Origin of the sequence: Mycobacterium sp. (assembly GCF_052143115.1) — a bacterium.
In the GTDB taxonomy this organism is placed as follows: Bacteria; Actinomycetota; Actinomycetes; order Mycobacteriales; family Mycobacteriaceae; genus Mycobacterium.
The window spans coordinates 1-18,743 of sequence record NZ_JBKQTQ010000189.1 but is presented as its reverse complement, the minus strand read 5'-3'; the positions used below and the strand labels follow the sequence as shown (position 1 = coordinate 18,743).

Sequence of the window (18,743 nt, the reverse complement as noted above, 5' to 3'; positions counted from 1 at the left end):
TGGCGTGCGCGTTGGTGTTCGACTGGCACACCCACCTGCACTACGACATCGCCCCGGCGCTGGGCACACCGGCCCCGCCGGCCGATGAGCGCCGGATGCGGGCCACGTTGGAGTGGATGCTGGCCGGCATGGAGCAGATGAATCAACCCCAGATGAGGTGGGTCGACCGGCCGCTGACCCTGACGTTGACCAGCTTGGGCGGCGGGAGTTGGGACATCCGGCCAGCCGGCCACGGCCGCCTGGCCGTCACGCCGGCGGCAGACGCCGACACCGCGGCCTGCATCGTGGGCGCCTCAGTCGACTTTCCCGGCTGGGCGACCCGGCGCGTCGGGTGGCGCGACAGCAATCTTGCCGTCACCGGGGACCGCGACTATGCCGCCCGGTTCCTCGACGCGCTCAACGTCATCTAGCGCACCGTCGGCCGGCACCGTCATCGCAACGAGAATCGGAAGTAATTGCCGTATCCCTGCCGTTTCCAGTCCCGCACCATGCCGAGGCTAGGCAGAAAGAACGGATCGGGGACGCGGAATCCCAGTGCGGTGGGCTTGTCCAGGCCGTAGCGCTTCATGTGCAGCACGGCGTCCAGGATCGGGACCGCGGGCTGGTAGTCGTAGGCGAGTCGTCCCCTCCCGAACAGCTCGCCGATGAGTCGTGACATCGTCTCGGGGCTGCGGGTGACCCCTTGAACCTGCGGATGGGCGCTCGCCCACTGCTGTGCGGCGTCTTCGGAGGCGAAGAAGCTGTTGTAGTCGCACCACCCGACGATGCGGGCGGGCAGGGTGCGCAGCGGGTATCCCAGGTGCACCCGCAGGGTTGCCGGCGAATAGTCCACCAGCACCCCGTCGCGTCCTACCAGCTCGACGGGCTCTCGGGTCTGGCGGCACACCGACCGGACGGTCACCGCTTTGCCAGGAAACTGCGCCGAGATGGAGCACGCTTCGACCGCACATTCGGCGAACCACTTCTGCTCGCCGTCCACCCAGACCGGGTAGTGGTTCTTGAACGCGGCGAACGGGCGGGCGTACATGATCTCGCCGAGCGGCGGCAGCGGTTCGTCGAGGACTTCGTCCTGAAACCGCGTCAGTTCAGCGTGTGCGGAGTCTTGCCGCGCGACACTGGCTGCGGCCTCGAGGTTGAGCAGGTCCACTGCGAGGTCGTCCGCGGACAGGCCGAGTTCTCGGCACAACTCGGCAGTCGTGGGAACGACACCCTCGCCGCGGGTGTGGTCCATGATGTTTTTGCGGACCTGTCGAGCGCGCTCGGACAACTCGGCCATCACTGTGCCCCCTCGGTGGACGGTTTAACGGCGGTCTGGTCCGGTCGCCGCGCGATGGTGTCGGCGAGGTCGTCGGCGACGTGGTGGGCCCACGCGGCGATCGCCAACGAGGGCGGCGTGCCGACGGCGGCGGGCAGCGCGGCGGCGTCGGCGACGAACAGCCCGAGGTTGCCGTAGATTTCGCCGCGGTGATCCACCACGCCGTGCTCGGGGTCGGGGCCCAGGCACGCGCCGCCCCAGGCATGGACGGTCAGTGGTTTCCGGCGACGTGACGCGCGGAGGCCGCTATCGGCCTCGAACGCGTCTAAGCCCTCGGCGATCCGATCAAAGATCGGCTCGGTGGTCTTGTCGTAATCGATCTGCACACGGCCTCGCTCGAAGTGTGCCGACGCCTTACCCGAGTCAGCGCCCATCCCGAAGGCGAACATCAGCCGGTGCAGCCGGCGCTGTGCCCAGCTCGGCAGCGGAAGGGTGTCGAGTCCGCTCGCCGAAGCCAGCCCGAAGAACGGCGAGTGGGCCTCATCGACCGTAAATTGGCCGAGGACTGGCAGTGCCGGCAGCGTTGGAAGGTCTCCGGAGTTCTTGAAGCAGACCCCGATCTCGTCCCCGTTGCCGCCGAACGTGGCGCCCAACGATGGCATGGTGGCCAGATCGCCTCGCTGTTGGCCGTCGAACAGCAAGCGCAGCGTGTTCATCGTCCCGGCAGCCAGCACCACGCGTTGCGCCCGTGCGGTTGCGGTTGTTTTGGCGCGCAGGTCGCGGTAGTGGACGGCGTAGCTACCTGCGGCAGCGCCTGGTTCGCGCACGATCCTACTGACCTCGGACAACGCGCGAACGGTGACGCCATTGTCGAGGACCGGGGCGAGATAGGCGATGTCGACCGATGATTTCGCCCCGTCTCTTGACCCCAGCAGGCTGTCCCCGTCGAAGGCGCAGAACCTGCGCGCTACTCCGGCGCCGTCCTGGTGCAGTCGACCGGGGTCGGCGTCGGATTGCGGGTATAAGTACGCGGCGTCGGGCTGCGGATCCGCGGGTTGACAGCGCTGGCCGGGTAAGCCGGGCACCTCAGTCCACACACTTGTCGGGACAGGATGCTGACGGGTCAGACGAGTTGAGCCCAGATCCGACCGGATCTTCCCGTAATACCGCGAGATCTGGTCGTCGCGCAGATCGGGGTGACGATTGTCCCAGTAGGCCGAATCGTCTGGCTCGACGAGCAGGCCCAACCAGCCGTGGCTGCCGCCACCCACCCCCGACACGCAGACCACGTCGATTCCTGGATAGCTGAACACCTCGTACATCCCGTGCTTGTTGACCACCACGCCCCGGCGGGGAGTCCCGATGAGGTCCCGCACCAACTCGATACCGCGAGCGCGCAGCCGGCGCAGGTAACTCCGTTCAGCGAATCCCGTTGTGACGCTGCGCCCTACGTGGATGCCGCGGAGGACATGCGTCATGAACCGCGTGCCATAGGGGAACGGGGAGCGGTCGGGGATTCCAAGGCCGCGCACCGGCAACGAGTCGCGCCACGGGCCCCGTTCCAGCACAAGCACATTGAGGCCCGCACCGGCCAGGCGGTTGGCCGCGATGCTCCCACCGAAGCCGCTCCCGATGACCACGACGTCGTAGTGCTCGTCCTGCCGTGTCTCGGGCGGTTGGTTGTGTTTCGTCACCTCGGATCGCCTCCTTGGATATTGGTCTCGACCGGGGTTGTTGCGGCCAGGGCCCCCGATCTCTCAGCCGACCGGGAGCCTGGTTGATGTGAATATACGGTAGACCAACGTTCGTGTGGTTGACCACCCCACAGTTGTGACTTGGCGACGTCAATACTTAGTTTTGAACCTATAAATACGGACTTTGCTTGCCAAAGCCGCGCGCATGCTGTCTACTAAGTGAATCTTCTCTAGCTTGAAATGACCAAAGGAGTGCCGATGAGCGGACGCGCCGCCGTGGTGGGCGTGGGGATGATTCCCTTCACCACCCCGAGGAATACCGCGCCGTACGACGTGATGGCCGAGGCGGCTGCCCGGAAGGCTCTCACCGACGCCGGCATCGACTACGCGCTGGTGCAGCAGGGGTATGTGGGCTACGTCTACGGCGACTCGACGTCAGGACAGGCCGCGTTGTACGGGCTTGGCCAGACCGGTATTCCGATCGTCAATGTCAACAACAATTGTTCGACGGGTTCATCGGCGCTGTTCTTGGCGCGGCAGGCGATCGAGACCGGCGCCGCCGACTGTGTGATCGCGCTCGGGTTCGAGCAGATGATGCGCGGTGCACTCGGTTCGATGTGGAGCGACCGGCCCAGCCCGTTCACCCGTTTCGATGACCGCACGACAGCGCTGCAGGGGTGGGACGAGCAGGCGCCGATGGCTGCCCAGTACTTCGGCGGCGCGGGAACGGCGTACGCCGAGAAGTACGGCGTTGATCCCAAGGTTTTCGCTCAGGTCGCGGTGAAGGCGCGCAAGCATGCCGCCAACAACCCGTATGCGGTGTTCCGCGACCCGGTCACTGTTGAGGAGGTGTTGGCGTCTCCGAAGATTTTCGGCCCGCTGACACGGCTGCAGTGCTGTCCGCCGACCTGCGGTGCTGCCGCGGCGATCTTGTGTAGCGCGGAGTTCGCCTACGCCAACGGACTCGACGCCGCCGTGAGAATCCGGGCGCAGGCGATGACCACCGACTTCGCGTCGACGTTCAGCGGCGACATGACGACCGTCGTCGGCTACGACATGGCCAAAGCCGCCGCCGACCAGGTCTACGAGGCCTCCGGTGTCGGCCCCGAGGACATCCGCGTCGTCGAACTGCACGACTGCTTCACCACCAACGAAGTACTGACCTATGAGTGCCTGGGTTTGACCGCGGAGGGCACCGCCGAGAAGTTCATCGCCGAGGGCGATAACACCTACGGCGGACGGGTCGTCACCAACCCGTCGGGCGGGCTGCTGTCCAAGGGCCACCCGCTGGGCGCAACAGGCTTGGCGCAGTGCGCTGAATTGGTGTGGCAGTTGCGCGGTCAGGCAGAAGCCCGCCAGGTCGAGGTGGTCACCCTCGCCTTGCAGCACAACATCGGACTCGGCGGTGCCGCCGTCGTGACCCTCTACGAGAAGGTGAGCTGAACCAATGCCGTTGGACCAGAACGTGATCGGCAAGCAACTGCCGCCGGTCACCATGACCATCGACGCGGGCCGTCTTCGCTTCTTCGCCAAGGCGATCGGCGAGACCAATCCGGTCTTCACCGACCTCCAGACAGCCCACGCGGCGGGACACCGCGATCTGCCGGTACCGCCGACCTTCTTGTTCGGCATCGAACTAGAGAGCCCCGACCCCTTCGACTGGCTCACCGGCCTCGGTGTGGACCTGCGCCGGGTACTGCACGGCGAGCAGTCCTTCACCTATCACTCCCAGGCGGTGGCCGGCGACGTGCTGACCGCAACCCCACGGATCGCAAACGTGTACAGCAAGAAGGGCGGAGCATTGGAATTCATTGAGAAGACCTCAGTGGTGACCCGGGAAAGCGGCGAGGTGGTCGCCGAACTGAACAGCGTGATCGTCGTGCGCAACCCGGAGCAATCCCGGTGACCGCCGCACCGACCATCGAGGTGGGTACCGAGCTTGCGCCGCTGACGGTCGCACCGATCTCACGGACCACTCTGGCCTTGTTCGCGGGCGCCTCGGGCGATCACAACCCGATGCACATCGACATCGACGTGGCGCGGTCGGCAGGCTTGGACGATGTCTTCGCTCAGGGCATGCTCTCGATGGCTTACCTGGGCCGGCTGTTGACCAACTGGGTTGACCCGGGAGCGATTCGAAACTACCGGGTCCGCTTCGCCGCGATCACGCCCCTGCACGCGCAGCCGACCGCCACCGGCAGGATCACCGCGATCGACGAGGTCGACGGCGAGCGGCGCGCGACTCTCGAGCTCGCGGTCACCCTCGCGGACGGCACGGTCACCCTCACCGGAGACACCGTCGTCGCGTTGTGACGCCAAGCCGCGGAAATCATCGTCCACCAAACAAACGAAAAGGATTGTCAACCATGGGAACTCTTGAGGGAAAGGTCGCGATCGTCTCCGGCTCCGGCCGTGGGATCGGGCACGAGATCGCACTGAAACTGGCCCGCGAGGGTGCGAAGGTGGTCGTCAACGACCTCGACGCCGAACCCGCCAAGGAAACGGTCGCCGCGATCGAGTCCGCCGGCGGACAGGCCATAGCCTGCATCGGCAGCGTCACCGACGCTGACTTCGGCGACCGCTTCGTCGCGGCGGCGGTCGACAACTTCGGCGGCCTGGACATCATCGTCAACAACGCCGGCTACACGTGGGACTCGGTGATCCAGAAGATGACCGACGAGCAGTGGGACGCGATCCTCGATGTGCACCTCAAGGCGCCGTTCCGGATCCTGCGTGCCGCGCAGCCGGTCATCGCTGCCGCGGTCAAGAAGGCCAAAGCGGCCGGAGAGCCGGTCCCCTGCCGAAAGGTGGTCAACATCTCCTCGCTCGCCGGGACGGGTGGCAATGCAGGACAGGCGAACTACTCATCGGCCAAGGCCGGCATCACCGGTTTGACGAAGGCGCTGGCCAAGGAGTGGGGACGCTACAACGTCACCGTCAACACTGTCGCGTTCGGTCTGATCAAGACCCGCCTCACCGAAACCCCCGCCGACGGCGACGGCACCATCGATGTCGCCGGCAACGAGATCAAGGTCGGCGTCAACCCGAGCCTGCTCGCCGCCATGGAGCAGATGGTGCCACTGGGCCGAGGCGGTACACCGACCGAAGCCGCGGGCGCGGTGTACCTGTTCTGCATCCCCGAATCCGACTACGTCAGCGCGCAGACCCTCATCTGCGGCGGCGGCTTCAGCTTCTGAGAACCACCATGACCACAGGTGCGTACCGGTCGGCCTGGGCCGACGACGACGTCGTTGCCCTCAGGGAGATGGCGACCAAGTTCTTCCAGACCGAGGCACTCCCACACCGGGAACGGTGGGCCGAGCAGAAATGTGTCGACCGGGAGTTCTGGATCAAGGCCGGCCAGCTCGGCTTGCTGTGCTCGTCGGTCCCAGAGGAATACGGTGGCGGCGGCGGTACGCTGGCCCACGAGTTCGCGATCATGGAAGCCCAAGCCGCCTGCGGGGAAACAGGGTTCGGCAACCAGGTGCACAGCGGGCTGGTCGCGCAGTACATCCTCGCCTACGGCACCGAAGAGCAGAAGAAGCGCTGGTTGCCCGGGATGGCGACCGGGGAGTTGGTCAGCGCCATCGCGATGACCGAGCCCGGCGGCGGATCCGATCTCAAAGCGCTGCGCACCACAGCGATTCGCGACGGCGAGCATTTCCGGCTCAACGGTGCGAAGACATTCATCTCCAATGGCAGCTCGGCGGATCTGATCGTGCTTGTCGTGAAGACCGATCCGGCGGCGGGCGCCAAGGGAGTGTCGTTGATCGTGCTGGAAACCGCCGACGCACCCGGTTTCCGGGTCGGACGGGTGCTCGACAAGGTCGGGATGAAGGCACAGGACACCGCGGAGTTGTTCTTCGACGACGTCTTGGTCCCGCTTGGCAATCTTCTCGGCGAAGAAGGTGCCGGCTACGGCTACGCCATGAACCAGCTGGCACACGAAAGGTTGGTGGTCGCGGTCTGCGGCCTGGCCACGCTGGAGAGCGCCGTCGAGGAGACCGTGAGGTACACCAAAAACCGCGACGCCTTCGGCAAGCCGCTGTTTGATATGCAGAACACCCGCTTCGAACTCGCCGAGTGCGCCACCGTCGCGCGGATCGCGCGGGTGTTCGTCGACGACTGCATCCAGCGGCATCTGCGCGGCGAGCTGGACGCGACGACGGCGTCGATGGCGAAAGCCTGGGTGACCGACATGCAGGTGCAGGTTATCGACCGATGTGTGCAGTTGTTCGGCGGCTACGGATACATGATGGAGTATCCGATCGCCCGGATGTTCATCGACTCACGAGCACAGAAGATCTACGCCGGCGCGAACGAAGTCATGAAGGAACTGATCGCGCGCTCCTTGTAGCGCCGGATCGAGGAGAAGACATGTACCTGACCCAGTCGCTGCATCGCAGTTTGCAGCAGAATCCCGACCAGCCTGCCACGATCTACCGCGACCGGGTCCGCACGGTGGCCCAGTCAGTAGATCGGATCGCCCGACTGGCCTCGGCGCTGTCCGATGTGGATGTGCAGCGAGGCGACCGCGTGGGCATCCTCGCGCTGAATTCCGACCGCTACCTGGAGTACTTCTACGCGGTGCCCTGGATGGGAGCCGCAGTCAACCCGGTAAACGTCCGGTGGAGTGCCGCTGAGATCGCCTACTCGCTGGCCGATTCCGACACTCGGGTCCTGTTCGTCGACGACGCGTTCGCCGCGATGATTCCGACACTGCAAGAACAGTTTCCGGATCTGCGTACGGTGATCTACTGCGGCGACGGCGAACTCCCCGCCGGTGCGCTGAGCTATGAGAGCCTGATCGCCGAGCAGGACCCCGTCGAGGACACCCGGACCGGAGGCGACGAGTTGCTCGGCGTGTTCTACACCGGCGGCACCACCGGACACCCCAAGGGGGTGATGCTCTCGCACAACAACCTGCTCACTTCGTCGATCGGCAGCCTCGCCTCCGGTCAATTCATCACGCCTCGCGGCCGATTACTGCACACCGCGCCGTTGTTTCATCTCGCCGGCATCGCGGCATGGGCTGCGGGATGTCTGGTCGGCTCGACCCACGTAATCGTGCCCATGTTCAGTCCGGTCGGGGTGATGAAGGCAATCGCCGAGCACGGCGTCACAGACGCGTTGTTGGTACCGACGATGGTCCAGATGGTCGTCGACGAGCCGGCCGTCGGCGACTACGACCTGTCGAGCTTGCTGCATCTGGTCTATGGGGCGTCCCCGATCTCGGAAGCGCTGCTAGAACGAGCGCGCAAGGTGTTCCCCGCGGTCGGATTCACCCAGGCTTACGGCATGACCGAACTCTCGCCGGTCGCAACGTTGTTGACACCGGCTGACCATGACAACCCGGCGTTGCGTCGATCGGCTGGACGCGCCGCACCGCACGTGGAGGTGCGCATCGTCGATCCTGACGGGCACGAGGTGCGCCGCGGCGAGGTCGGCGAAGTGGTGGTTCGCGGTGACAACGTGATGCTCGGCTACTGGAACCGGCCCGACGACACCGCTAAGGCGGTCCGCGACGGCTGGATGTGCACCGGCGATGGCGGCCGGATGGACGACAACGGATACGTGTTCATCGTTGACCGGATCAAGGACATGATCATCACCGGCGGCGAGAATGTCTACTCCGCCGAGGTTGAGAATGCGCTGGCAAAGCACCCGGCGATCGCGGCCGTCGCGGTCATCGGAGTGCCAGACCCCGACTGGGGTGAACGGGTCCATGCGGTGGTGGTGCTGCTGCCAGGTCAGTGCGCCACCGAGGAGCAGCTCCGCACACACTGCAAAACGCTGATCGCCGGGTACAAAGCGCCCCGCAGCATCGACTTCGTCGATGCCATGCCGATGTCGGGCGCCGGAAAGATCCTGAAACGCGAACTCCGCAAACAGTATTGGGGCAATAGCACAAACCAGGTGTCCTGAGGGCCACAGCACACAAGGACTCTCGGGAAGGCAACGGTATGACGGTTGGACCGGCGCAGAAGTCGGTTGCTCGGCCTGCGCGCGGCACCCGGCCACCAAACCGTCGGCAGCTGATCATCTACGCGGCCACGGATCTGTTCTGCCGCAAGGGATATGCGAACGTGGCCATGGGTGATGTGGCCGAGGCGGTCGCGATCGGGCCGTCGGCTCTGTATCGGCACTTTCGTGGCAAGCAGGACCTGCTGGCCACCGTCGTCCGAGCAGCGCTGGACACCCTCGACGACGCGTTCACCGCCGCAGAGAACGAAGGGTTGACCGACTTTTCCCAGGCGCTTGCCGCCGCTGTGCTCAGGCACCGAGGCGTTGGGGTGCTGTGGCATCGCGAGTCGCGGCAGCTCGCCCCGGCCGACCGCAGGGAATTTCGGATCGCGATTGACCGGATCGCCGCACGGTTCGCCGCACTCATCCGCGCACGGCGCCCCGCCCTGAAAGCGGCGGAGGCAGAGTTGCTCGCGTGGTCGGGGCTCGCGGTCGCGACTAGCGTATCGCTGCACAGCCTTGTCCTGCCTGAACCCGAATTAACCACCCTGCTAAGCGAATTGATCTCCAGCGTTATCCACTCCCCGCTACCTCCCCGACCATCGGCGGCAACCCGGATCACGTCCGGGTTGATGCGTACCCAAACCCGCCGTGAGGCGATTCTCACCGAAGCGACAAAGCTCATCGCGGCCAACGGGTTCGCGGGGGTGAGCACAGAGGACATCGGTGCCAGCGTCGGTATCAGTGGTCCCAGTGTCTATAACCATTTCCCGACCAAGTCGGATATCTTGCTGGCGGCCATGCTGCGTGGCGACGAGTGGCTGCGTCTGGACATGAACCGCGCATTCGCCCAGGCATCCGATCCCCGCGATGGCCTGAATCGTCTGCTCGACAGTTACTGCGCCTTCGTCCTCGACAACCCACACCTTCTCCAGGTCCTCGTCTCTGAGTCGAACCACCTGCCCGAACCCGAACGCCATCGCATCAGAGCCGCCCAACATGCCTACATCGACGACTGGGTCAACCTGCTGCGACAGGTGCACCAAAGCTGGGACGCAATACCTGCCCGGATCCGGGTGCAGGCCGTGCAGACCATGATGAACGACATCGCCGGCGTACCCGAGTTGCGCGAATACTCAGACGTCGAGTCCGCATTGGTCGCTATCGGCGCCGAGCTTCTCGCCATCAACGACGATACGAGGTCCAGATGAGCACCGAGGGGCCAGTTCGTCGAGCAGGGCCGCGTGGGACTTCTCGGTGCCCTAGATTGAATCCAGCCAACCCCCGGAATCGGTGTTAGCAGCGAGTTCTGCGGATGTTTGTCATCAACGGCTTTGATGATGGTGTTCGTCGCCCTCGGGCTAGACGCCGCCCGTGGCGCAAAAATGACTGGCCGCTGCTGAGGAGACACGTTGCGATTCGCGCGCGATCAGGTGCCAACGTGCGGCGTCTGCGGCGGCTCGGGTGAATCATCCCCCAGCGCTTGATGCTCGGGGGACGTCTCGTCGAGGGCCGCGATCTGCCTTAGATAAAGGTTTATTCCAGGCTGCGCGGTAATGCCATGCGCGAAGATGCTGAGCAGCACCGTCGCCATCACCGCAAGTTGGATCGTTGAGTTGCCTGCCAACCCCGCCTCGTTCACCAGGTACACCAGCGCGAGCACGATGGACGCGAGGCCCCTGGGGCCGAACCAGCCCATGAACAGCACGGTTGCCCGGCTCAAACGAGTTCCCAGCAGCGCCAGCGCGACAGGCGCCATGCGCACGACCGTCAGACTCAGCACGGCATAGAGCAGCACGGCCGGCGTGAAATGCCCGCAAATGCCGGCCACGACGGTGCCGAAGAAGAAGAACACGAAATAGTTGAACAGTTGCCCCCATTGCTCCGTGAACTCGACACTCTGCCGGCCCGCAGCGTCGAAGCCGAATTGGACTGCAAATCCGGCGACGAACGCGGCGATGAACATGCTCGCCCCGGTCTCTTCCGCCACGAAGACGCAGAGCAACGGCAGCGCCACCACGCCGAGTTGACCGAGTGGCGGAGCCATCCAGCGCGTGCGGTGGGCAACGCCGAGGAGCCATCCGCCTGCGGTGCCGATCCCAATTCCGATCAGGGTGCCGTAACCAATCTGTTCTCCGAGGAAACCGGCGAGCACTGCACCCGCAGGCCCAGTGTGCTCCTCAGCAACGGCAAGCACGATGAACAGCATCAGGAACGGAACGGCGAGGCCGTCGTTGAGGCCGGCCTCGACATTGAGAGACTGGCGAATTCTCAGTGGCACTCGTTCGCTGCTCACGATCACGTGGCCGAGGCCGGCGTCGGTTGGGGCGAGGATGGTTGCCAGAATGCCGGCTTCGCCCCACGACAATCCGCTCAGCACGGCCATCGCGGACACGGCGCCGAACACGATGGTCAGCGGCATGCTCACAATGAGCAAGCGGATGGGCAGGCTGCGGCCAGCCGTCAGCAGCGATCGGTTTATCCGGCTCGCGTCGGTAAAGAGCAACATCACCAGGCCCAGCTCCGCGATCAAGAGCAATACCTTACGATCGAGCACCAGCTCGCGGGCCGCTTCCGGCAGCAGGATCGTCGCAGCGCCGGCGGCCGTGAACAGCATCGGTGCGGTGATGATGGTGCGTTGCAGCCGCTGCGAGACCAGGCTGTAAAGAAAGACGAGCACCACAAACTCAGCTGTCAGGACCATGACTTGAACACAGGCTCCGGGGAAGTGATCTTGCTTGGGGACCGTCAACCATGAGCATGCGGGTTCCGCCGCCCCAGGGCATCGTACTTCGCAAATATCTTTCACAAGTGCAACCAGCCCACGAGAGAGCCCTCGCGGCGCCGCATTGGGCCTCATGCGTGCGATTGCTGCCCACGGTCTACGCCGACTGGGCATCACGCCACGAGCACACGCGAGAAGGTCACAGCCCGGCACCTGGTGACGCCGGATAGCCACTGCGGCTCGGTCGACTACGACTCTCGGGCATTTCCAACGCCCGTCCGATGAATGGGCCTAGCGTTCGTGTTGCGGGAGTCGAGCAGAGGCACCGGCCCGGTGACCGCGCCCTGGGCCGAACTAGCCGTTGGGGCCTTCGACAGCGAAAGGCACATTGGTGAGCGACAATCCGAACATCCTGATCCTCTGGGGCGATGACATCGGGATGAGCAACTTAAGTTGTTATAGCGACGGCGTGATGGGTTACCGGACCCGCAATATTGACCGGATCGCCGAGGAGGGGGTGCGGTTCACCGACTGTTACGGCGAGCAGAGCTGCACCGCCGGGCGCGCCACGTTCATCACCGGCCAAAACCCCTACCGGACCGGCCTGACGAAGGTGGGTCTGCCCGGCGCCACGCTGGGATTGCAGCCCCAGGACCCGACCATCGCGACGGCATTGAAGGCACAGGGATATGCCACCGGCCAGTTCGGCAAGAACCATTTGGGCGACCGCGATGAGCACCTGCCCACGATGCAAGGTTTCGATGAGTTCTTCGGCAACCTGTATCACCTCAACGCCGAAGAGGAACCCGAGCTACCCGACTATCCGAAAGACCCGGCGTTCCGGGAGAAGTTCGGCCCGCGCGGGGTTTTGCACACCTGGGCCAACCCCGACGGCACCCAGCGCATAGAGGACACAGGGCCGCTGACCAAGAAGCGGATGGAAACCTGCGACGAGGAGTTCCGCGACGCCGCGGCCGATTTCATCCGCCGCCAGCACGACGCACAGACGCCGTTCTTCGTCTGGTTCAACAGCACCCACATGCACTTCCGCACCCACCCCAAACCCGAGAGCATCGGGCGGGCCGGGCGCTGGCAGTCGAAGTACCACGACACGATGCTTGACCACGACGACCTGATCGGTGACCTGCTTGGCCTGCTCGACGAACTCGGCATCACCGAAAACACCATCGTTATGTACTCCACCGACAACGGTCCGCACATGAACTCCTGGCCCGACGCCGGCATGACCCCCTACCGCAATGAGAAGAACTCCAACTGGGAGGGTGCCTATCGAGTCCCGGCCATGGTGCGCTGGCCCGCGCGCATCCCGGCCGGGTGCGGGCTCAACGGCATCGTCAGCCATAACGACTGGTTCGTCACGCTGCTATCAGCGGCCGGTGTGCCCGACATCGCTGAGCGGCTGCGCGCCGGAACCGATCTGGGCGGCACGACCTACAAGGTGCATCTCGACGGGCACGACCAGCTGGCGTACATCACGGGCGAGACCGACAAGAGCCCGCGCGAGCACTTCTTCTACGTCTCCGACGACGGCGACCTGACCGCGCTGCGGTTTGACAATTGGAAGTTCGTGTTTCTGGAGCAGCGCTGCCCCGGCACCGCACAGATCTGGGCTGAGCAGTTCACTGAGCTGCGCATCCCGAAGCTGTTCAACCTGCGACTAGACCCTTACGAGCGGGCCGACATCACGTCGAACACCTACTGGGACTGGATTTTCGACCACATCTTCCTATTCGTCCCGGCGCAGGCATACGTCGCCCAAATGCTCCAAACGTTCGCCGAGTTCCCGCCACGACAGAAATCCGCCAGCTTCAACCTCGACCAAGTCTTGGCGAAGTTGCAGGAAAGCGCCAAAAGCGACTAAGTCCGCGGTATGGCGTCTCGGTTTGGCGGACGTATTCGCCGCACCAACCGGACGGCAAATACGGATACCGAAACGGTCCGGGCTTCGGATTGTGTCCTGACCTGGGCCTTATAGTGGAGCTGCCGCCGGGAATCGAACCGGCAGCTCTACCTGGGCTTTTGGCGTCTGAACTGCTGTTTCGTTACGTTTCGTTCCAGTTCAGTGCGGCTCGTTACCTGCGGTTTCGCTCTCGGGTCTTGACGGCGTCAAGACCAGATGGGGGAGGGGCGCTGTCCAGACACGGCGGCCAGGCCGCGACCCATTTGATCCAAGCACGGTGGTCGTGATCAGCTGACGGAGCTGTCTTTCTGGGGTGTCGCTTTGGAGGGCGGCGGCCCGCGGCGAGGTATATCGTGTCCGTATCGCCTGGTATGCCCTCGCAGGGAGCCCATCATGCCGTTGATTTCCCAGGGATCCAACTCGTGCGGGTGCTCGACAGACCACACCGGCGCCAAGGCGTCGGTGCTGTTGGGAATCCCCGGCCCCCGTCAAGTGGACGCCAGCTACGATGCGAGAGACGGGCTTCCGGCGTTACCGCCCACGGTGATCTCAAGCGGCGTTTACCGTAATGCCGAGGACCTGCCTGCCCCTCGCGCCCTCACCGACCGCCCGCAATTGGAAACAAATATCCAGTTGCTCGATCTCGGCGATGGCGCATGGTGTCTCAATCATGCACTGCGCCAACAACAGATCTACGGCGGACTCATTCTCCGCGATGCCTACGAAGACCTCCTCAACGGGCATTTGCCTAATAGTGCCGAGCTGACTCAGTCCCTACAAAGCTGCGGTTTCGTGGCACCGCCAGGACAGCCGCCTGAGGCGTTCCACCGTTCCTTAATGGCAACGGAAGACGCGAAAGCTGAAGTTCACCCGTCCTTCACGCTATTGCGGATACTGCTCACCGACGTCTGCAACTTGTCGTGTTCGTATTGCAAAGTCATACCCAACGTTCTGGCACCGCAGGCGCAGCCAACGTCTGACGATCGACTCGCCGAGGTCGTGCAGTTCTTCTTCACCCACTCCGAACCGGGTCGCCCCAAGATCATCCATGTCACTGGAGGGGAGCCCACGCTTTTCTTCGAACAGGTCCGACACATCGTCGATCTCAAACACCGACTCGAACGGCCAGGCGAGAACTGCTGGATCGTTTTGGGAACCAACGCCACCCTCATTCGCGATCATCACGCGGCGTTCCTTGCCCAGAACGACGTCAAGTGCATCGTGTCGATGGACGGCCCCGAGGAGATTCACGACAAGCTCCGGCGCAACCACGGCGACCGCGGCTCCTGGCGCATGGTCGACGCCGGTGTGCGACGGCTGATGAAGGCTGGCGCCGAGGTGTCGCTGTCGATGGTGCTGGGCCAGCACAACCTGGACCGCGCGGAAGAGATAATCGGTTGGTTTCTCGACGAATACCAGCCAACCGGTCTCGGTGTGAACTTCATGAAGCCGCCAACACCTGATCAGGCCGACTACGATCAGCTCATCGGTCCAGACGCTTATGCGGACAGAATGTATGGCGTTCACAAGGCTTTCCGAGACCACGGACTGTTCCTCGAACTGATCTATCGCAAGCTGGCGCCATTCGTCGAACAGCGTTACCGATTTCACGACTGCGGGGCGGCCGGCGGAACCAATCTCAACGTGGACGCCAAAGGCAATGTCGGCCCATGCAAGTCCTTCCTGGTTATGGACAGACTGGCGATGCGTACGCTCGACATTGATGCCTACCGCTCAGCCGTCGTAAGTGAATGGCGCAAACGTTCTCCGATCTACTACACCCACTGCGACGGTTGCGCGGCACGCGGAATGTGTGGCAACGGTTGCGCTTACGACGCAATGATCCACAGCGGCGATGAAATGGCTATCGACGTACGAAGCTGCGAGTACACGCAGCGGTTCAATCGGTTGTTCGTCGAAGATCTCTTCCAGCAGGTCCGACCCGCTGGCCACATTGCCGCGGACTGGTGGCACATACCTGATCGCAGCGAGCGCCAGCGGCTGATGGGCGCCGTATCGGCGCGCCCCCGTACGCTGTCTTACTCCATCGGTCACCAAACCCTCGACTAGGGTTTGGCGCCGAACTTTGGCAACGCGCGAGATGAGGGCCTACTTCGGTCACCACAAAGCAGCAAGTAAATGGGCCACGCTCATTCTTGGCGAACTGGCAGCCAGTCTCGGGCTTCGCACGCTCACCGTCTATAGCGCCGCGGACTGGGATGGATACCCAACTCTGGGTGGTCTGGTGACCGACAGATCACCAGACTTGTTGATCGTCTCCAATGCGTGGCAGGTGGACGCGGACTCCCTTGGGCCATTGCAGGGATTTCATATGGTCCGCGACCCGCGGGACATGATCGTCTCTGGCTATTTCAGTCACCGATACAGCCATCCTGAGGTTTTTCCGGAGCTGCCGCCGCACCGGGCAGCGCTGGCGGCGCTCGACATCGACGCGGGCCTATCGCGTGAGATCGAGTTCAGCGGGCAGTTCATCGACGCCATGTCGACGTGGAACTATGCCCAACCGCACATACTTGAGGTCCGCATGGAGGATCTCATCGAGGACCCTGTTGCCCACTGGACCGCGATCATTGCCCACCTCGGATGGGCTCGCCCGGCCAGTGACCAGGAGTTCCTGGCCGAGATCATCGAGCGCTATTCCTTCCGGCGCTTGGCGGGCGGGCGCGATCGTGGTGATCTTGACATCAAACATCACTACCGGCGCGGCGTTGCCGGCGACTGGCGCAATTACCTCAACACGGAGCACCTCGCGCAGATACGACGGCGCTATGGAGACCTGGTGGAGCGCCTCGGGTACCAGTGGTAAGGCGATGAATCCGATCGCAAACCCCCGCGGCGAGGACTCGGCCAAGCTCGACTCCAGAATGTTGAAAATCACCGCCTTCTACATGCTGGCCCCGATGATGGCGGCCCTGGACACCACGGTCGTCAACGTGGCACAGCGGACTTTCGTTGACGAATTCTCCTCGACGCAAGCCATTGTCGCGTGGACGATGACCGCCTATACCTTGTCATTGGCGGCGGTGATCCCACTGACCAGCTGGGCCGCCAACCGCTTCGGCACCAAACGGCTCGCACTGGGTTCAGTGCTGCTCTTCTCACTTGGATCACTGCTGTGCGCGGAGGCATCTAATCTCACGCTGCTGGTGACGTTCCGAGCACTCCAGGGGCTTGGCGGCGGGATACTCCTGCCGCTCACCTTCACAATCCTCACCCGCGAGGCCGGCCCAGGACGGCTCGCGCGGGCGCTGGCGATTGGCGGCGTTCCGATGTTTATCGCCCCAATTTGCGGCCCTATCCTCGGCGGCTGGCTGATCGGCTCCTTTGGCTGGCAGTGGATTTTCCTGGTCAACGTTCCGATCGGATTGATCACCTTCGTGCTGGCCGGCCTCGTCCTTCCCAAAGACGAGCCTGCGTCAGCGGAGTCATTAGATGTCGTCGGAATGCTGCTTCTCTCGCCCGGGCTGGTGGCGCTACTTTACGGTGTGTCGCTGCTACCCGGACGCGGCACCGTGGACGATCCACACGTGTACGTGCCAGTCGCGGTCGGGTCGACGCTGATCGTTGTGTTCGTTTTCCACGTGCTGCACCGCGCCAGCAATCCACTCATCGATTTGCGTTTGCTGGGCAAACGGATGGTCGCGTCGGCCAACGCAACGAGATTTCTTTATGCCGTTGCGTTCTTCGGCATGTGTCTGCTACTGCCCGGGTACTTCCAGCAAGTGCTCGGCAAGACGCCGCTGCAGTCGGGACTTTTGCTGCTCCCGCAAACCCTGGCCGCTGCTACGGTCGTACCGCTCGCGGGCCGTCTCATGGAAAATCGAGGTCCGCGCGATGTCGTGCTGGCTGGAATGACGTCGATCATCGCCGGAATGGGCGTGTTCATCTACGGCATCAGCCAGCATCAGGTGCGCACACCGGTGCTGCTGGCCGGGCTTGCGGTGTTCGGTATTGGTACCGGCTGCTCGATGATCCCGGTGGCGTGGGCGGCAGTGCACACGCTTGAGCCTCGCGAGGTAGCTCACGGATCGACGCTGTTCAACGTCAACCACAATGCGGCGGCGGCCATCGGCGCGGGGCTGATGTCGGTACTTCTGACCAGCATGTTCAACCGCAGTGCCGACATCGTGGCGGCGCGCCGAGCCGATTCCATCTTGCAAGACGCGGCGAGACGAGGCGTTGCGCCCGACCTGTCCAAGCTGCCTCACCAGGTGTTCGGGCCCGATTTCATGGAGCACGTCACCAAGGACCTGTCGCGGGCCTACGCCGTGGTGTTTGCAGCCGCCGCGATGCTGTTCGCCACCACTTTCATACCCGTGTGGTTCCTGCCGAAGAAGCCAACGGGGAATCCGCCCGCGGGGGCCCCAGCCGGTTGCACACATCCTGGAACCGAAGCGCCTCGGTGTGATCGTTGAAAGACGACGAGGTTTGTTTAGCCGCACGGGTGTAGCGAATGCTGGTGCAGACCGTGCCGTCTTTGTGCTGCGGGGCGCCAATCAAAGCCATGAACCGGGCGCATCCACCCGTGACCTTGACGACGGCCTTGACGTGACTTCGGTATTTTAGCCCTCTGAACAGCACTTTCTATTGTGGAGCTGCCGGGAATCGAACCCGGATCTCTACCAGGGCTTTTGCCTTCTGAGCTGCAGTTTCATTACGTCTCGTTCCGGCCCAGTCCCGCTCGTTACCTGTGGTTTCGTTCTCGGGTCTTGACGGCGTCAAGAGCGGTCACCTACCGCATCGACCTGGTGAGCCACCTCAGACACCAACCGCCGTGGTGGTAAGCCGTGAGGTCCTCGACGCCGTTCTTGCGCTCCAGGCTCTTCTGGCAGCAACGCGTCGCCGTCAGGTAGGAGCCGAGGCGAGCGCCAGCACCTCGTCGAAACCGGCAACGAGGCTCTCGGAAAAGACGTCGTAGTCGGGAATCGCGCCGGTGTCCACGTCGATGCCTAGCGCGCAGATGTCCACGTACGTGAACAACGTGACGTTGACCGCCGCGCCGATAGTCGGTCCGAATCCGTACTCGGTCACCACCCGGGCGCCACCGAGGAAGACCGGCATCGGAATTCCCGGCACGTCGCTGCACAGGAAGTCAACATGGCGCAGGATCGAGCCGATGTACCACCGCGGCATCATGTTGAGGGCACCGGCGATCCATTGCGT

At 63.8% G+C, this 18,743-nt stretch carries 15 protein-coding genes and 1 pseudogene; 12 read left to right on the top strand and 4 right to left on the bottom strand.

Annotation, left to right across the window (positions count from 1 at the left end; all coding sequences use genetic code 11):
• Positions 1 to 410, top strand: a pseudogene (locus ACLQI9_RS19900) (maleylpyruvate isomerase N-terminal domain-containing protein); the annotation flags it as partial.
• A 20-nt stretch (positions 411 to 430) separates the two neighbouring features.
• Here ACLQI9_RS19900 and merB read toward each other — a convergent pair.
• Both merB and ACLQI9_RS19890 read right to left on the bottom strand, forming a co-directional pair.
• Positions 431 to 1,276 (bottom strand): organomercurial lyase, encoded by an 846-nt coding sequence (merB, locus tag ACLQI9_RS19895; RefSeq protein ID WP_442379802.1) that lies wholly within the window; start codon positions 1,274 to 1,276, stop codon positions 431 to 433.
• Positions 1,276 to 2,949 carry a GMC oxidoreductase gene (locus tag ACLQI9_RS19890; RefSeq protein ID WP_442379804.1) on the bottom strand — a complete coding sequence of 558 codons (1,674 nt, stop codon included), beginning with the start codon at positions 2,947 to 2,949 and terminating at the stop codon, positions 1,276 to 1,278. Before ACLQI9_RS19890 ends, merB begins: the two co-directional genes overlap by 1 nt.
• Positions 2,950 to 3,207: 258 nt before the next feature.
• Here ACLQI9_RS19890 and ACLQI9_RS19885 point away from each other — a divergent pair, with 258 nt between their 5' ends.
• Genes ACLQI9_RS19885 through ACLQI9_RS19855 form a run of 7 tightly spaced genes read left to right on the top strand, consistent with a single transcriptional unit; the run spans position 3,208 to position 10,124 of the window.
• Positions 3,208 to 4,392, top strand: coding sequence for a lipid-transfer protein (locus ACLQI9_RS19885; RefSeq protein WP_442379806.1), 1,185 nt, complete (start codon positions 3,208 to 3,210; stop codon positions 4,390 to 4,392).
• A gap of 4 nt (positions 4,393 to 4,396) precedes the next feature.
• Positions 4,397 to 4,855, top strand: a complete 459-nt coding sequence (locus ACLQI9_RS19880) for a MaoC family dehydratase N-terminal domain-containing protein (RefSeq protein ID WP_442379808.1) — start codon at positions 4,397 to 4,399, stop codon at positions 4,853 to 4,855.
• A 14-nt stretch (positions 4,856 to 4,869) separates the two neighbouring features.
• Positions 4,870 to 5,262 carry a MaoC/PaaZ C-terminal domain-containing protein gene (locus tag ACLQI9_RS19875; protein WP_442379812.1) on the top strand — a complete coding sequence of 131 codons (393 nt, stop codon included), beginning with the start codon at positions 4,870 to 4,872 and terminating at the stop codon, positions 5,260 to 5,262.
• Between the two features lie 53 nt (positions 5,263 to 5,315).
• Complete coding sequence (locus ACLQI9_RS19870; protein WP_442392051.1) at positions 5,316 to 6,146, top strand: SDR family NAD(P)-dependent oxidoreductase; 831 nt, start codon at positions 5,316 to 5,318, stop codon at positions 6,144 to 6,146.
• A gap of 8 nt (positions 6,147 to 6,154) precedes the next feature.
• The gene (locus tag ACLQI9_RS19865; protein WP_442376024.1) at positions 6,155 to 7,306 is read left to right on the top strand and encodes an acyl-CoA dehydrogenase family protein; all 1,152 of its coding nucleotides are present in this window, start codon (positions 6,155 to 6,157) and stop codon (positions 7,304 to 7,306) included.
• Positions 7,307 to 7,326: 20 nt separating this feature from the next.
• Positions 7,327 to 8,874, top strand: coding sequence for a long-chain-fatty-acid--CoA ligase (locus ACLQI9_RS19860; protein ID WP_442376025.1), 1,548 nt, complete (start codon positions 7,327 to 7,329; stop codon positions 8,872 to 8,874).
• Positions 8,875 to 8,912: 38 nt separating this feature from the next.
• Positions 8,913 to 10,124 (top strand): TetR/AcrR family transcriptional regulator, encoded by a 1,212-nt coding sequence (locus tag ACLQI9_RS19855; RefSeq protein WP_442376026.1) that lies wholly within the window; start codon positions 8,913 to 8,915, stop codon positions 10,122 to 10,124.
• Positions 10,125 to 10,342: 218 nt separating this feature from the next.
• Here ACLQI9_RS19855 and ACLQI9_RS19850 read toward each other — a convergent pair whose 3' ends face one another.
• The gene (locus tag ACLQI9_RS19850; RefSeq protein ID WP_442376027.1) at positions 10,343 to 11,617 is read right to left on the bottom strand and encodes a cation:proton antiporter; all 1,275 of its coding nucleotides are present in this window, start codon (positions 11,615 to 11,617) and stop codon (positions 10,343 to 10,345) included.
• 409 nt (positions 11,618 to 12,026) lie between these two features.
• Between ACLQI9_RS19850 and ACLQI9_RS19845 the strand changes: the two genes are divergently transcribed.
• The 4 genes from ACLQI9_RS19845 to ACLQI9_RS19830 all read left to right on the top strand — a co-directional run bounded on the left by ACLQI9_RS19845 (position 12,027) and on the right by ACLQI9_RS19830 (position 17,995).
• A complete protein-coding gene (locus tag ACLQI9_RS19845; protein ID WP_442376028.1) occupies positions 12,027 to 13,520 on the top strand; it encodes an arylsulfatase in 1,494 nt (497 codons plus the stop codon).
• Positions 13,521 to 14,021: 501 nt separating this feature from the next.
• Positions 14,022 to 15,629 carry a radical SAM protein gene (locus ACLQI9_RS19840; RefSeq protein ID WP_442376029.1) on the top strand — a complete coding sequence of 536 codons (1,608 nt, stop codon included), beginning with the start codon at positions 14,022 to 14,024 and terminating at the stop codon, positions 15,627 to 15,629.
• A 31-nt stretch (positions 15,630 to 15,660) separates the two neighbouring features.
• On the top strand, positions 15,661 to 16,386 hold the full coding sequence (locus ACLQI9_RS19835; protein WP_442376030.1) for a sulfotransferase domain-containing protein: 726 nt from the start codon (positions 15,661 to 15,663) through the stop codon (positions 16,384 to 16,386).
• On the top strand, positions 16,349 to 17,995 hold the full coding sequence (locus tag ACLQI9_RS19830) for a DHA2 family efflux MFS transporter permease subunit (protein ID WP_442376031.1): 1,647 nt from the start codon (positions 16,349 to 16,351) through the stop codon (positions 17,993 to 17,995). The genes ACLQI9_RS19835 and ACLQI9_RS19830 overlap by 38 nt, the downstream gene beginning before the upstream one ends.
• A gap of 430 nt (positions 17,996 to 18,425) precedes the next feature.
• Here the strand turns inward: ACLQI9_RS19830 and ACLQI9_RS19825 are convergent.
• On the bottom strand, positions 18,426 to 18,743 hold a 318-nt coding region (locus ACLQI9_RS19825; protein ID WP_442392050.1), incomplete at its 5' end, for a WS/DGAT domain-containing protein.